Origin of the sequence: Mesorhizobium sp. 1B3 (assembly GCF_050958605.1) — a bacterium.
In the GTDB taxonomy this organism is placed as follows: domain Bacteria; phylum Pseudomonadota; class Alphaproteobacteria; order Rhizobiales; family Rhizobiaceae.
This window is the reverse complement of record NZ_JBJHDO010000003.1, coordinates 108905-123366: the sequence shown is the minus strand read 5'-3', so window position 1 is coordinate 123366 and position 14462 is coordinate 108905. Positions and strand designations below refer to the sequence as shown.

Here is a 14462-nt window from a genome sequence, read left to right as displayed (position 1 = left end):
GGTTTGCGAAAGGACGTTCAAGTGGCGACAGCGGTGATGACCACGCTGGATCGAGGCTCGCGTGCAGCTTCACGGGGTTGGAGCGACATCACGATCAGGAACCTCTTCATCATCCCGACGATCCTGTTCCTGATCGTGTTCAATATTTTCCCGCTCATCTACTCCCTGGGCTATTCCTTCACGGATTTTCGGGCGTCAACGAACGCAGCAGCCAATTTCGTGGGGCTCCAGAATTATCGCGAGTTGCTGAACGATCCCTACATCTGGAACAATTTCGCGGTCACCGCGAAATACGTGATCGTCTCCGTGGTCGGGCAGGTCCTGGTAGGCTTCGGCACCGCGATGCTGCTCAACCGCGCTATTCCTTTCAAGGGGCTCATCACAACGCTGCTGCTCCTGCCGATGATGCTGTCCATGGCAGTCGTCGGCCTTTTCTGGAAGCTGCTCTACGATCCGTCCTGGGGCGTCATCAACTGGGCACTCGGGCTCGGCAAGTTCCAGTGGCTGGGCGATCCGAAGATGGCGCTCTATGCCGTCGCCATCACCGACATCTGGATGTGGTCGCCCTTTGTCATGCTGCTTTCGCTGGCAGGCTTGTCCGCCGTGCCGAAGCATCTCTACGAGGCGGCGGCCATCGACCGGGCAGGACCTTTCTACACCTTCTTCCGCATCACGCTTCCGCTGGTCGCGCCGATCCTGATGATCGCGATCATTTTTCGGACCATGGAGGCCTTCAAGACCTTCGACCTTGCTTACGTGCTGTCGACGCAGCCCACGACGGAAGTGATCTCGATCCGGCTCTACAAGATGGCCTTCCAGGAATGGCAGACCGGGCGATCATGCGCCCTTGCCTACATCGTGCTCATCATGGTGATCGCCATCACCAACCTCTACGTCAAGTATCTGAACAAGGTGAAGGCGCGCTGAGATGGCTGCCGTTCAGACTTCCAGGGAGCGGGCGTTCAACAAGATAGCGGTCGTTGCCGTCGTCATCATAACGCTGATCTTCCTCGCTCCGATCTACTGGATCGTGGCCACGTCGTTCAAACCTCGCAATCTCGCCACCACTATCCCGCCGACGATCGTCTTCCAGCCGGAACTGTCGCCTTTCGTGAAGCTCTTCACCAAGCGCTCGCAATTGAGGGAAGCGCCCACGGCTGAGGAGTATGCGGCCGCGCCCTGGTGGGAACGCCTGGTGTTCGACGGCGGCGAGAAGGTGGTGCGCGACGGCAAGGGCGCGGTGCAATGGTCGGCCTATCCCAGCCGCTTCATGAATTCGCTGGTCATCGCGGTCGCCTCGACGATCCTTGCCGTCAGCATGGGTACCCTCACGGCCTACGGCTTCTCGCGCTTCAAGGTGAAGGGCGAGCAGGACCTGCTGTTCTTCATCCTGTCGACGCGCATGCTCCCGCCGGTCGTCGTCGCCATCCCGATGTTCTTGATGTATCGCGCCGTCGGTCTCAACGACACGCATTGGGGCCTCATCATCCTGTACACCGCTTTCAACCTCTCCTTCTCGGTCTGGCTGATGAAGGGCTTCATCGACGAGATCCCGAAGGAATACGAGGAGGCCGCGCTGGTCGACGGCTACACGCGTATGGAGGCCTTCTTCAAGATCGTCTTGCCGGAGGCGGCCACCGGCATCGCGGCCACCGCGGTGTTCTGCTTCATCACGGCATGGAACGAATACGCCTTCGCGCTGATCATGACGAACCGCCGCGCGCAGACCGCGCCGCCCTTCATCCCAAGCCAGGTGGGCTCCGGCTTGCCGGACTGGACCGTGATCGCGGCGGGCACCTTCCTGTTCCTGCTTCCGGTGGCGATCTTCACCTTCCTGTTGCGCAATCATCTGCTGCGCGGAATGTCGTTCGGAGCAATCCGCAAATGAGCTTTCGTGCCTTCAATCAGAAATTCCTGGAGCCTGGATCGCAAATATTGATGGTGCTGGGCATCATCTTTCTCTGCCAGCCCTGGAACCTTTTTCTGCACCGTTATGGCCTGACCGTGATCCTGGTCGGCCTGATCGTGTTCATGGTCGCGGGCAAGATCCCGCCGGAAGAGGAACCGCTGAGCGGCAAGGCCCGACACCAGGGAGCGCAGCATTGACGCAGATCGAACTACGCGGCGTGCAAAAATGGTTCGGCGCCGTCCAGGTCATCAAGAATCTCGATCTGGCGATCGCGGACAACGAGTTTATCGTTCTGCTCGGCCAGTCCGGTTGCGGCAAGACGACAACCCTTCGCGCCATAGCCGGGCTCGAGACGATCGATGAGGGCGATATCCTGATCGACGGAAAACCGGTGCAACACATGAAGGCGGCCGCACGTGACATCGCGATGGTGTTCCAGTCGTTCTCGCTCTACCCGCATATGAACGCTTACGAAAACATCGCCTTTCCCTTGCGGGCGACGCGGATGAACAAGGCCGAAGTCGACAAGGCGGTGCGCGAGATCGCGAGAGTGTTGCGCATCACCGATCTCCTCGACAAGCGTCCCTCGGCGCTTTCGGGCGGCGATATGCAGCGCGTGGCGATCGGGCGCGCGCTGGTCCGGCGGCCCAAGGCCATGCTCATGGACGAGCCGATCGGCGCGCTCGATGCCAAGTTGCGCGAGGAGATGCGCGCCGAGATCAAGCGCCTGCACATAAAACAGGGCTCCACGACAATCTACGTGACGCACGATCAGATCGAGGCGATGAGCCTCGCCGACCGTATCGTCATCATGCACGAGGGTGTGCTGCAACAGGTCGGCACGCCCGAGGAGGTCTACCGCCATCCAGCCAATCTCTTCGTCGCCCAGTTCGTCGGCAGTCCGGTGATGAATGTGGCCGATGCAACGGTGATGGAAGAGCGCGATGCGGCACGGGTTCAAGTGGGGGGTGCCGCCGGCGGTTTCGAGTTCCCACGCGAGCTTCTCGGCAAGCTCAACGGGCACGCCGCCGGCGGACTCGCTTTGGGAATACGTCCGGAAGGCGTGCTGGTGCGCCATGACGCGGCCGAGGGTTTTCTGCCGGTTGAGGCGCAGATCATCGAGCCCCTCGGCTCCTTCGACATCGTCGACCTCAAAGTGGGCGAGCAGGTGCTGCGGGCGCGCACCAGGGCTGGCTATGTCGCCCAGCCGGGTGAGAAGGTCTATGCGCGCATCGACCCGTCCCAGGCCCACTTTTTCGACGGAGCCAGCGGCACGTCGCTCGAGATACGGTTGTAGTCTGATATGGCCCATATCCAGCTCAGGAACATCACAAAGTCTTTCGGCAACCACACGGCTCTTGCCGACCTCGATATCGATATTGCCGACGGGGAGTTCTTCGTGCTGCTCGGGGAAACCGGCGCCGGCAAGACGACGACGCTCAGATTGATCGCCGGCCTCGAAAAGCCGACCAAGGGTCAAGTCTTCATCGATGGGGTCGACGTGGCAAACTGGGGCGCGGCCGAACGCGACGTGGCGCTGGTCCTGCAGCAATACTCGTTATATCCGCGCTATACGGTCCGCGAGAATCTGGAATTCCCGTTGAAACCGAAGATACGGCGCCTGCCGGATGCCGAGATCAAGGAGCGGGTGGCGCGGGCGGCGCGGACGTTGCGTATCGAACATCTGCTGGACCGCAAGGTGGACCGCCTGTCCGGCGGCGAAATGCAGCGCGTCTCGATCGGACGAGCCATCGTGCGCAAGCCGCGTGTGTTCCTCATGGATGAACCGCTTTCGGCTCTCGACGCCAAGCTGCGCGAGGCACTGCGGACCGAACTGAAGAACCTGCAGATGCAACTAGGCGCGACCTTTCTGTTCGTCACGCACGACCAGATCGAGGCCATGTCGATGGGCGACAAGGTGGGTGTGCTCCACAACGGCCGCATCGTCCAGACCGGCACGCCGCAGGAGATCTACGACAATCCGCGCGATACCTATGTGGCGCGGTTTGTCGGCTCGCCGCCGATGAACCTGATGGAGGGCCGCCTCGTGGGCGGCCGAGCGGTGGTGGCGCCGAAGGACTTCGAATTGCCTTATGCAGGGACGGTCGGAACTGCTGGCGTCGAGGGACAGCCGCTCGTCTTCGGGATCAGGCCGGAGGACGTGCGTCTGGAGTCCGGCGCGCCCATCGAGGCGGTCGTGCACGACGTGGAAAACCACGGAGTCGAGAAGATCGTCACGCTCGCCATCGATGACCTGCATTTGCGCGCGACCGTGTCGGGGCAGACGCGGCTGGAGATCGAGCAGCCTGTGCGCTTCGGCTGGAATGCCGAGAAGGTCGCTTTGTTCGACAGGGCGAGCGGATTGAGCCTGCGGCACGCGGGGTGAGGGGTCGGCTCGGCGGCCATCCCATGGCCATTGATATCAGGCTGGTATGGATGAAAACCGCTGCCGATACCGCTCGACCACTTCCGGATTGCGCAGGTTGACCGGCAGCTCCCCGGCCAGCACCCGCAGCGTCTCCTCCGCGGCGCCGATTCCCATGCGCATCATCGACTCCTCGGTGATGCCTGCCATGTGGGGGGTGATGACGACGTTGTCGAACGAGAAATAGGGGTGATCTGCCGCGAGCGGCTGCTCGGCGAAGACATCGAGCACCGCGCCGCCGATCCGTCCCGCCCCCAGCGCCTCGATAAGGGCCTCATCATCGATGACGGCCCCGCGCGAGACGTTGACGAGCACAGCCGTCGGCTTCATCAGATCAAGCCGCCGCGCGTCAACGACGCCCCGCGTCTCGGGGGTCAGCGGACAGCAGAGTGCGACGATGTCGCTCTCGGCCATCAACTCGTCCAAGCTGCGGGAAGCTATACCCTCGGGAAGCGCGCTCCCCGAGCGTGTCGTGGCCAGTACAGTCATGCCGAAGCCATTGCGGGCGATCACGGCGAGGTTGCGGCCGATATTACCCAGGCCGAGGATGCCGATCGTCTTGTCGGCCAGTTCGCTGGCCTGATCGGCATGCGCGCGCCCGGCATTCCAGCCCTTCTGGCGCAGGTCGCGGTCGACCGAGCGGAAGCGGCGCAGCACGGCCATCGCGCCGAACATGACATGTTCGGCGACGGTCCGCGCATTGACGCCGGGAACATTGGCTACCAGCACGCCCGCTTCGGTCGCGGCGTCGATCGGTATCCAGTCGAGCCCGGCGCCATGGCGCACTGCCAGGCGCAGCCGCGTCTGGGCATGGAAGAGTTCGCGCGGTATCGGTGCGCGCACGATCAGGATGTCGGCGTCCCGGCATTCCCGCGTCAGCGTTTCGGGATCGGGAGCGGAGGCGATACGCATTTCTCCGGCCTCGCGGAGAAGGGCGCTGGCGCCCGGATGGAGCGCGTGGGTGGTGTAGATGACTGTCACGCGATCCTCTTCATTCAGCCGGAGGGAGATCACGCTTGGGCGTGGGCCACGTCCCAGTCCTGCTGCTCCTCCGCATCGCCTTCGGCAGTCCCCCCGATAAGGCCCTTCCAGTAGCTCTCGGCGCCCTGCAGATGCGCGCTCATCAAGGCCTGAGCGAGATTCCCGTCGCGGCGCCTGAGCGCTTCGTAGATCTGGATGTGCTCGACATGAGATTTTCGACCGCGCTCCGGATCGCTGAAATAAACGGGCAGACGCTGCTCGCCCATCACGTAGTAAACGCTGCAGATGCGGTAGAAGACGCTGTTCTTCGTGGCACGCACGATCTCCAGGTGGAAGTCGCGGTCTTGCTTGGCAAGGTCGAGCCCTGCCGCCAGCCGTTCCTCGGATTCGGTCAGGATTTCGCGCAAGCGCTCGAAATTCTCCTCCGTAGCGCGGCTGCATGCGAGCTCGGCCGCCTTGATCTCATGGATCTTGCGGATCTCGACAGTCTCGTAAATCTGGACGGGATCGAGAGGCAGTCCCGCCTTGGCGAACAGCGCCATGGCCTCCACGCTGGCTTGCTTCGTGTCGACATAGATACCGGACTTGGCGCGACGTTCGACGATGCGCATGGCTTCGAGGATAGCAAGAGCCTCGCGGATCTGGCCGCGGCTCACCGAAAATTGCTCGGCCAGTTCGCGTTCGGAAGGCGTGCGGCCGGTTTTCGTGTCGGAATGCGCGAAAAGATAGGCGGCAAGTTCCGCCAGGAGATTATTTTCTTTCATCGTCAGCCGTGTTGCGCGTGCGCCTCCAGGAACCGTTCGGAAATGGTGAAGCCGAGTCCCGGTTTTTCCGGGATAGCTATCATACCGTCCCTGGCCTCGACAGTCTCCTCGATCAGGTCGTGGATCATGGGATTGGCGCCCAGCGAGAACTCGATCGTGAAGCTGGCGGGCGAGGCCGCGCACAGGTGGAGGCCCGCGAAGAAGCAGGGTGCGCCGGCCCACAGATGTGGTGCGAAGCGCAGATTGAAGGCGCTGGCGAGGCTGGCGATGCGCATGGCTTCCGTGATCCCGCCGCAGAAGGCAGGGTCCGGCTGGAAGATGTCTGCTGCCTTGAGGACGGCGAGGTCGCGGAAGGCGAAGCGCGTGGCCTCGCTTTCGCCCGCGGCCACTGGGATCGGACCGCTGGCGCGCACCTCTGCCATCCCGGCCTTGTCGTCGGCGATGACGGGTTCCTCGAACCAGGCGAGGTTCTGGTCGGCGACCAGATGAATGAAACGCTTGGCTTCGGCAACGGTGTAGGTTCCGTGCGCATCCACCATCAGCTCGACGTCCGGGCCGAGCGCCTCGCGTGCCGCGCGGACCCGCGTAGCGGAAATATGCGCGGCCCCATCCATCGCGCCGACACGCATCTTCACGGCGCTGAAGCCGCCTTTGTCGATGTAGGACTTGAGCTGGTCGCCGATCTGGTCCGCCGGTGCCCACCCGCCCGAAGCATAGGCCGGCAGTCGATCCGCTTTCCGCCCTCCGATCAGTCGCCATACCGGCTGGTCGAGCGACTTTCCCAGGATATCCCACAGCGCGATATCGACCGCGCTGATCGCCGCCACGGTCAGTCCGCGGCGCGCCAGTCGCGGCATGGCGTGACCGGCCCGTGCCGCGCTTTCATGCCGGCTGTCGTTGTAGAGCATCTCCCAGATGACCGCGATGTCGGCGGGATCACGCCCGATCAGCTCTGGTCCGACCTCATGGTTGAGCATGTGGACGAGAGCACCGTAGCCGCCCGTGCTGCCGGCTGCGTTCTTGCCCTCGCCCCAGCCGACAAGCCCGTCGTCGGTTTCAATGCGCAGGATGGCGGCGTCGAAGGTCGAGACCACGCCGAAATCGCTTCGGTGCTGGCGCGCGGCTTCGATCGGTATTCGGACCCACCAGGCCTGTACAGTCTTGATGCGCATAAAGTTCCTCAGGTCCGCGCTCCACGAAGGAGCAGGGCTCATCCGGTGACAGGTCTACTTGATCAGCGGCAGAAGCGTTTCAGCGGTGATGCGCATCTGATCTGTATAGAACTTCTCCGTCAGCAGGCTCGAGCCGTGGTCCTGGATGAATTTCAGCTGCTCGGGAGAAATATCGACAGGATTGCGCTCGACCATATCGGGATAGACGGCGGCCGGAGTGCGGTCGACCGGGGCCACGAACTCGTTGGTCAGGGCGCCGTCGTAACCGATCTCCTTCAGCGTGCCGACGATTTTCGGCCAGTCGATCGTGCCCAGGCCGGCCGCGAAGCGGTTGTTGTCGGCGACGTGGAAATCGAACAGGCGCTTGCCGGCTTGGCGGATCGCGTCGTGTACGTTGAATTCCTCCATATGTAGATGATAGGCGTCCAGGCACACGCCGCATTCGGGCGAGACCTCGTCGGCTAGCGCCAGCGCCTGGGCGCCGCGATTGAACAGATAGGTTTCGAAGCGGTTGAGCGGCTCCACCGCCACCCGTACGCCCACCTTCTTCGCGTGCGAAAAGCACTCGCGTGTGGCGTCCACCACCCACTTCCACTCTTCCTCTTCGGTCCCATCCGGCACCACCTTGCCGACGGTGCAGGGCACGAGCGTGATGATCTCGCCGTCGAGCTCGCTCACCATCGTCAGAACGTCCTTCACATACTGGACGGAACGCTCGCGCTGGCCCTGGTCTCTTGCGGCAAGATTGCGCTCGCCCAGCATGAGTGTCACCGCACCCCAACAGCGGATGCCATATTCCCTAAGCAGGGCACGGGTCTCGGCGGTCTTGTACTGCTCCGGCTCGCCGGAGATCTCGATCGACTCGTAGCCGAATTGTTTGATCCGCCTGAGCGTAACCTCGAGCGGCTCGGCCCGCATCCAGTTATGCGTCGAAAGATGCATCATCTATCCTCCCGCTATCGCTTCATCGGCGCGCCGGCCGGCCCGCCTTTTCTCCTCCCCCAAAACGTTCCAGCTCAAACTGGTTCGACCAATTGGGCGCTCTGTAACCTCTAGCGCAATTCGATCATGTCGGCAAGGATGACCCAGAATGCCGCTCGTTGGCCGCCTATCCGGCTGTTTTAGTAAGATTTTCGGGAGTTTTTGGCGTGGTGGCTCCGCCCGACTGGGAGGAGCGGCACTTGACCGGGTGAGCATTTTTGGTATTACCAGAAAAGGGGAGGCGAATATCACAAGAAAATTGCGAGACCGGCACAGCCTGATCTTGGTGCAGGATTCGACCGTGCAACCGGTCGGACGAAAGTGGGTCTCCAAAGGAGACGAAGTCGATGAAGGTCGGCATGTGCATGTTCCTGTGGACCACGCACGTCACGAGCAGGCACCAGGCGCTGCTGAAGGACATCAAGGCCACGGGGTTCGACGGGGTGGAAATCCCCATCTTCGAAGGCGACGAGAAACATTACGCGCAGCTCGGCGAGACGCTTGACCGCATCGGCCTGGAGCGTACGGCCGTCTCGGCGATGGGTGATCCCGGCATGAACCTGATCTCGCCGGACGCCGCCACCCGCCGGGCCGGGATCGACTACATGAAGTGGGCAATCGATTGCACTGCCGCGCTCGGGGCCGACCGGCTGAGCGGACCGCTCCATTCCACCCTAGGATTGTTTTCCGGCTCGGGACCGACCGCGGCGGAGAGGAAGCGCTCGATCTCCTCGCAGCGAGCCATCGGCGATCATGCGGGCAAAAGGAACGTCACGATCGGGCTGGAAGCGCTCAACCGTTTCGAATGCTATTTCGTCAATACGATGGACGATCTCTGCGCCCATATCGACGAGATCGACCGGCCGCATGTGAAGGCCATGTACGATACTTTCCACGCCAATATCGAGGAAACCGACCCTACCGGCGCCTTCACGCGGAACCTCCGGAACATCGTACATGTGCACATTTCGGAGAATGACCGGGGCGTGCCGGGGCGCGGCAACATTCCATGGACGGAGACTTTCGCGGCGATCCGCGGCAGCGGCTATGACGGCTGGCTGACCATCGAAGCCTTCGGCCGCGCCCTGAAAGACCTCGCGGCGGCGACGAAAGTCTGGCGCGATTTCTCCGAAAGCCCGGAAGCGGTCTACCGGGAGGGATACCGGCACATCAGGAATCGATGGGAGCAGACTGGGCCGACATTCAGCCGACAGAGTCTGGGAGGAGCATCCGCTGACAGGCAAGAGAATTCTGATGCTCACCGGTGAGTTCACCGAGGAATATGAGATTTTTGTCTTTCAGCAGGCAATGGAGGCCGTCGGCCATACCGTGCATGTGATTTGCCCGGACAAGAATGCGGGCGACGTGATCAAGACCTCCCTCATGACTTCGAGGGACATCAGACGTACACGGAAAAGCCGGGCCACGACTTCGTCATCAACAAGAGCTTTTCCGAAGTAAGGCCGGAGCACTACGACGCCGTCTACTGCGCCGGCGGCCGCGGCCCCGAATACATTCGAACGGACAAGCGCATCCAGGCCATCGTCAGGCATTTCCACGAAGCCAGGAAGCCGATCTTCACCATCTGTCACGGCGTGCAGATCCTCGTCGCGGTCGAGGGCGTGGTGAGGGGCAAGAAGGTCGGAGCGCTCGCGGCCTGCGAACCGGAAGTGACGCTCGCAGGAGGCACATATGTCGATCTTTCGCCGACCGAGGCTTATGTCGATGGCACCATGGTTTCGGCGAAGGGCTGGACAGCTCTTGCCGCTTTCATGCGCGAATGTCTGAAGGTGCTCGGCACGGAAATCAGACACGCATAAGTTCAAAATACGTCGCGAGTTGCCCCTCATCGGCCTGCTGGCCACTTCCTCCTGTAAAGGACGGGGAGAGATCGCTGTCTTCTCCACTTTCGCCAATCACCAACGTTTCTGATTGTCGAAAGTGGAGCGGCAGGCGACTCTCTCCCCGCCTGCGGGAGAGATGTCCGGCAGGCGGGGAGGGGCTTGCCCAAAGGTTAATCCTTGTTGCCGCCGGTAACCACATCCGTAGCGACCACAGCGGGATTCAAAGGACTTGCAGCCTCTCTCGAGTCCCGATCGTGCCGCTCAGAATACATTCGTCACGGGCAACCCGAGGGCCATGGAACCGGCGTAGCGCGCTTGCGGGCCGGGTTGCAGCGGATGGAAGCGCGCTCCCTGTATATCTCGGAAGCGCCGTTCGAGCCCGTTCGCCCGGTAGAATCCGCTGCCTCCGGCAAGCTCCATTGCGAGTTCCACCGTCGCGATTGCGTGTTGGGCGACGAGGGCACGGCCGATCATCACTTCGTTCACCGATTCCGCCGACGGCTTGTTCCACTCGACGACCTCGATCATCCGCTTATGGGCGATCTGGGCGGCGCGGAGATTGGTCTCCATCCGTCCGGCGAGCTCGATCTGGTGGGCGTTCGGTCCCTTCTTGCGCGCCATGTCGATGGCGATGTCCCGCGCGCTTTCCGAGATTCCGAGATACGCGGCGTAGATCAACGGAAAAGCCGTCGTCGCGATCACCTGGAATACGGGGTGCCACTCGCCCGCCTTGCGCGAGAAGGCGACAGAAGCATCAGGTACGAACAGCCCGTCGATGACGACATCATTCGAGCCCGTGCCGCGCATGCCGAGCGTGCGCCACGTCTGCACGATGCCGACGGCGTCCGCCTTCATCGGCACGCCGAAATGGAGAACCGTAGCGGTTCCATCGACGTCGCAGATCGCTCCAGTCATGAGGAGGTCGCCGGCTTCGGCCCCGGAGGTAAAGACCTTGCGCGCGGTCACGCGGTAACCGCCATCGACTTTCTCCGCCTTACCCGATCCGCCAATCCAGTCGGAGCCGCCGCTGGACAAGAGGATGATACGTTCTGCTGCCACGCGCCGCAGCAAGCCCTCGACAGCCGCGACCTTCTGATGTCGCCAGCGCCAGGCGGGAATTGCGACTTGATGGGTATGCATGGAAAAGGCGAGGCCTGTGGAACCGCAGGCGCGGGCAATCACACGAAGCATCTCGCAGAGCTCCGCGATTTCTGCGCCGCCGCCGCCCAGTTCGCGCGGCACGCCTGCCTCGACAAGGCCCGCTTCCTTTAAGGCGAGGTAGTTCTCGGCGACAAAGCTGTCGTCCTCGTCATGCCTGGCGGCGCGTTGAGCGAAGTCGGGCGCTAGCGCATGGGCTGCATCGATGGCCCGCACGAAACGGGCGTGTACGGGAGGCTCAGCTGTTGCGGTTTGGAAAACTGAATTCATCACGGATCCCTCCACTGAATTTCAGACTGGCCTATTGTCCTCCCTCGCGCTGTTTGGCGATAGTTCAGGAAGTGTACTGGAATTGCGCGAAGACGCCTCTTCCTTGTCGATCAGATAGTTCGCGGGCTCCCTCCTGTGTTTTATTCTTGTCTTTGTTGGAGAAAATGGCTGCAACCATCGGATTGTTTTCCGCTCCCATCTCGAAATGATATTATCGAGCGGTCATTTGAACCTCGAGAGAGCGATGCTGGACCGCGACGGATACGGACAATTCTGCCCGGTCTCGATGGCCGCGGAGGTGCTTTGCACACGCTGGACCATGCTCCTCGTGCGCGAGATGCTGTGCGGGACGACAAGGTTCAACGATCTGAGGCGCGGCGTGCCGCGCATGTCGCCTGCTCTTCTGTCCAAGCGCTTGAAGGAGCTGGAAAAGGCAGGCATCATCGTGACTGTTCCCAGAGGCGGCGGCACGGAATACCAGCTGACACCGGCCGGCGAGGATCTGCGCGATATCGTCACCGGCATGGGGTTTTGGGGTACGCGCTGGGTGGAATCGCAGCTCTCCCTGCGAAACCTCGATCCCTCGCTGCTGATGTGGGACATGCGCCGGCATCTCAACCCGCGACCCCTGCCTCCGAGGCGATGCACGATTCAATTTCAGTACCCCGAATTGCCCCAGAAGCAGCGGAACTGGTGGCTGGTCATCGACGGCGCAGATGTGGATCTATGCGGCTTCGATCCCGGCTTCGACATCGATCTGCTGGTTCGCTCCTCGCTCAGGAGCATGACAACGATCTGGATGGGGTTGTCGCGAGTGCGGGCTGAGATCGATGCCGGAAATATGGAACTCGCCGGCGATCCGCTGATCGCCGGCGCCATGCAGCAATGGTTGGGCCTTAGCCCGTTTGCGGTCGAGCGTCCGCGCGTCGCTCAGGTGGGAGCCTGAGCAAGCCTCAGCTTTCTTCCACGAAGACTTCCTCGCGCTTCCGCTTCACGCTCGGCAGGAAGACGATGACCAGAACAGCCGCGGCGAGCAGAAGCAGGATGGCGCTGATCGGTCGCGTCACGAAGATCGTGGGATCACCCCGCGACAGGATCATGGCTCGCCGCAAATTCTCTTCCAGGAGCGGCCCCAGGACGAAGCCGAGCAGCAGCGGCGCGGGCTCGCAGCGCAGCTTGGTCAGCACGTAGCCGAGGAGGCCGAAGAAGGTGATGGCATAGAGATCGAAGGCGTTGCCGTTCACGCTGTACACGCCGATCGAGCAGAATGCCATGATGATGGGGAACAGCAGGTAGTAGGGCACGGTGAGGAGCTTCACCCATAGGCCGATCATCGGCAGGTTCAGCACGATCAGCATGAGGTTGCCGATCCACATCGAGGCGATGATCCCCCAGAACAGCGCGGGCTGTTCGGTGGCGACGTTCGGGCCCGGCACGATGCCTTGGATGATCATGGCGCCTATCATCAAGGCCATCACCGGATTGGCAGGGATGCCGAGCGTCAGCATCGGGATGAAGGAGGTCTGCGCGCCGGCATTGTTGGCCGATTCCGGCCCGGCCACCCCCGCGATCGCCCCTTTGCCGAATTCCTCGGGGTGGTCGGAGACGCGCTTCTCCACCGTGTAGGAAGCGAAGGCAGCGAGGATGGCGCCGCCGCCGGGCAGGATACCGAGCGCCGAGCCTATCACGGTCCCGCGCAAGATGGGCGCGGCCATGCGCCGGAAGTCCTCCCGTGTCGGCAGGAGGCCGCTTACCTTGCGGATCAGCACCGAGCGCTCGTGTTCGTTCTCCAGGTTGCGCAGGATTTCGGCTATGCCGAACACGCCTACCGCCACCGCTACGAAATTCAGCCCATCGGCATATTCGGGGATACCCAAGGTAAACCGTGGCGTGCCGGAATAGATGTCGGTCCCGACCAGGCCCAGGAGCAGGCCGAGCACGACCATCGCGAGCGCCTTGACGATCGAACCATGCGCCAGGGCGATGGACGAAACGAGTCCGACCACCATGAGTGAGAAATATTCGGCGGCGCCGAATTCGAGTGCGATCACCGTCAGCGGCGGTGCGAAGAGCGCGACGAGGAAGGTGGACACGGTTCCGGCGAAGAAGGAGCCGATCGCCGCGACGGCAAGTGCTGCCCCGGCGCGCCCGTTGCGGGCCATCTGGTAGCCGTCGATCGCGGTAACGGCCGAAGACGATTCACCCGGCATGTTGATCAGGATGGCAGTGGTCGAGCCGCCATATTGCGCACCGTAATAGATGCCCGCGAGCATGATCAGCGAGGAGACGGGATCGCCGATCTGGAAGGTGATCGGCAGCAGCATGGCGATGGTCGCGGTCGCGCCTATGCCCGGCAGGACGCCGATCAACGTGCCGAGCAGCACGCCGATCAGGCAGAAGCCCAGATTGGCAAGGGTCGAAGCGGTGGCGAAGCCGAGACCGAGATTGGAGAAGAGTTCCATTTCCGCCCCCTAGAAGCGCAGCCAGGGGCCGAACCGCGCGAAAGGAAGGCCGAGACCGTAGCTGAACACGACGACGGCGAAGACGGCGAGCAACGCGGACAGGACCAGCGCCATGACCAGCGTCATGCGCGAGCTGGCAAAGGAAGCCACGAAGGCTGTTATGAAGACAGCCGGCACGAACCCGAGGCCGCGTACGGTGAGTCCGAAGACGATCGGCGCCGGAAGGATGAGCAGCATGCCGCGCCAGGCCACCGGCCCGACCGGCTCGCCTTCGACGCGCACGGCCTGGACAAGAATGACCACGCCAAGGAGGATCAGCACAGCCGAGAGCAGCATCGGGAAATAGCCCGGACCCATGCGGAACGCCGTACCGATATCGAGGCCGAGCGACTCGCTTAGGAAGAACAGGCCGATGGCCACGAACAATGCGCCGCAGAGCGCGTTCGTGCGGTCGAATGTGAGCGATTTCATGAGCATGTCCTTGCTATGGGACTGC

The 14462-nt window shown here is 62.4% G+C and carries 15 protein-coding genes and 1 pseudogene; 8 read left to right on the top strand and 8 right to left on the bottom strand.

The annotated features are described in order from the left end of the window. Positions 1-21: 21 nt before the first annotated feature. From ACCO56_RS09630 to ACCO56_RS09610, 5 genes are read left to right on the top strand one after another with little or no spacing between them, the layout of a single operon-like run. Complete coding sequence (locus ACCO56_RS09630; RefSeq protein ID WP_433640070.1) at positions 22-927, top strand: carbohydrate ABC transporter permease; 906 nt, start codon at positions 22-24, stop codon at positions 925-927. A gap of 1 nt (position 928) precedes the next feature. Beyond that, a complete protein-coding gene (locus ACCO56_RS09625; RefSeq protein WP_433640068.1) occupies positions 929-1888 on the top strand; it encodes a carbohydrate ABC transporter permease in 960 nt (319 codons plus the stop codon). Next, a complete protein-coding gene (locus ACCO56_RS09620; RefSeq protein WP_433640067.1) occupies positions 1885-2106 on the top strand; it encodes a hypothetical protein in 222 nt (73 codons plus the stop codon). The genes ACCO56_RS09625 and ACCO56_RS09620 overlap by 4 nt, the downstream gene beginning before the upstream one ends. Next, positions 2103-3206: an ABC transporter ATP-binding protein gene (locus tag ACCO56_RS09615; RefSeq protein ID WP_433640065.1), complete on the top strand. Its 1104-nt coding sequence runs from the start codon at positions 2103-2105 to the stop codon at positions 3204-3206. The genes ACCO56_RS09620 and ACCO56_RS09615 overlap by 4 nt, the downstream gene beginning before the upstream one ends. 6 nt (positions 3207-3212) lie before the next feature. Beyond that, positions 3213-4295: an ABC transporter ATP-binding protein gene (locus ACCO56_RS09610; protein ID WP_433640063.1), complete on the top strand. Its 1083-nt coding sequence runs from the start codon at positions 3213-3215 to the stop codon at positions 4293-4295. 36 nt (positions 4296-4331) lie between these two features. On the opposite strand, the gene ACCO56_RS09605 is transcribed toward ACCO56_RS09610, so the two are convergent. From ACCO56_RS09605 to ACCO56_RS09585, 5 genes are all read right to left on the bottom strand, one after another. Then, positions 4332-5315, bottom strand: a complete 984-nt coding sequence (locus ACCO56_RS09605) for a hydroxyacid dehydrogenase (protein WP_433640062.1) — start codon at positions 5313-5315, stop codon at positions 4332-4334. A 29-nt stretch (positions 5316-5344) separates the two neighbouring features. Continuing rightward, positions 5345-6079: a FadR/GntR family transcriptional regulator gene (locus ACCO56_RS09600; protein ID WP_433640059.1), complete on the bottom strand. Its 735-nt coding sequence runs from the start codon at positions 6077-6079 to the stop codon at positions 5345-5347. 2 nt (positions 6080-6081) lie between these two features. Next, entirely contained in the window at positions 6082-7251 is a 1170-nt protein-coding gene (locus ACCO56_RS09595; RefSeq protein ID WP_433640057.1) for a mandelate racemase/muconate lactonizing enzyme family protein, read from the bottom strand. A gap of 54 nt (positions 7252-7305) precedes the next feature. After that, on the bottom strand, positions 7306-8193 hold the full coding sequence (locus ACCO56_RS09590; RefSeq protein ID WP_433640858.1) for a sugar phosphate isomerase/epimerase family protein: 888 nt from the start codon (positions 8191-8193) through the stop codon (positions 7306-7308). A 166-nt stretch (positions 8194-8359) separates the two neighbouring features. Beyond that, positions 8360-8593 carry a hypothetical protein gene (locus ACCO56_RS09585; RefSeq protein WP_433640055.1) on the bottom strand — a complete coding sequence of 78 codons (234 nt, stop codon included), beginning with the start codon at positions 8591-8593 and terminating at the stop codon, positions 8360-8362. Between ACCO56_RS09585 and ACCO56_RS09580 the strand changes: the two genes are divergently transcribed. Together ACCO56_RS09580 and ACCO56_RS09575 are read left to right on the top strand one after the other, a co-directional pair. Next, positions 8580-9500, top strand: a complete 921-nt coding sequence (locus ACCO56_RS09580; protein ID WP_433640054.1) for a sugar phosphate isomerase/epimerase family protein — start codon at positions 8580-8582, stop codon at positions 9498-9500. The two genes, ACCO56_RS09585 and ACCO56_RS09580, sit on opposite strands and share 14 nt — an antisense overlap. After that, positions 9466-10052: pseudogene (locus tag ACCO56_RS09575) on the top strand (DJ-1/PfpI family protein). The gene ACCO56_RS09580 and the pseudogene ACCO56_RS09575 overlap by 35 nt, the downstream one beginning before the upstream one ends. Positions 10053-10337: 285 nt before the next feature. On the opposite strand, the gene ACCO56_RS09570 reads toward ACCO56_RS09575, so the two are convergent. After that, positions 10338-11504, bottom strand: a complete 1167-nt coding sequence (locus ACCO56_RS09570) for an acyl-CoA dehydrogenase family protein (protein ID WP_433640052.1) — start codon at positions 11502-11504, stop codon at positions 10338-10340. A 244-nt stretch (positions 11505-11748) separates the two neighbouring features. Between ACCO56_RS09570 and ACCO56_RS09565 the strand changes: the two genes are divergently transcribed. After that, on the top strand, positions 11749-12450 hold the full coding sequence (locus tag ACCO56_RS09565) for a winged helix-turn-helix transcriptional regulator (protein WP_433640051.1): 702 nt from the start codon (positions 11749-11751) through the stop codon (positions 12448-12450). 7 nt (positions 12451-12457) lie between these two features. Here the strand turns inward: ACCO56_RS09565 and ACCO56_RS09560 are convergent, their stop codons facing one another. Next, positions 12458-13966 (bottom strand): tripartite tricarboxylate transporter permease, encoded by a 1509-nt coding sequence (locus tag ACCO56_RS09560; RefSeq protein ID WP_433640049.1) that lies wholly within the window; start codon positions 13964-13966, stop codon positions 12458-12460. A gap of 9 nt (positions 13967-13975) precedes the next feature. Then, positions 13976-14437 carry a tripartite tricarboxylate transporter TctB family protein gene (locus ACCO56_RS09555; protein WP_433640047.1) on the bottom strand — a complete coding sequence of 154 codons (462 nt, stop codon included), beginning with the start codon at positions 14435-14437 and terminating at the stop codon, positions 13976-13978. Positions 14438-14462: the final 25 nt, after the last annotated feature.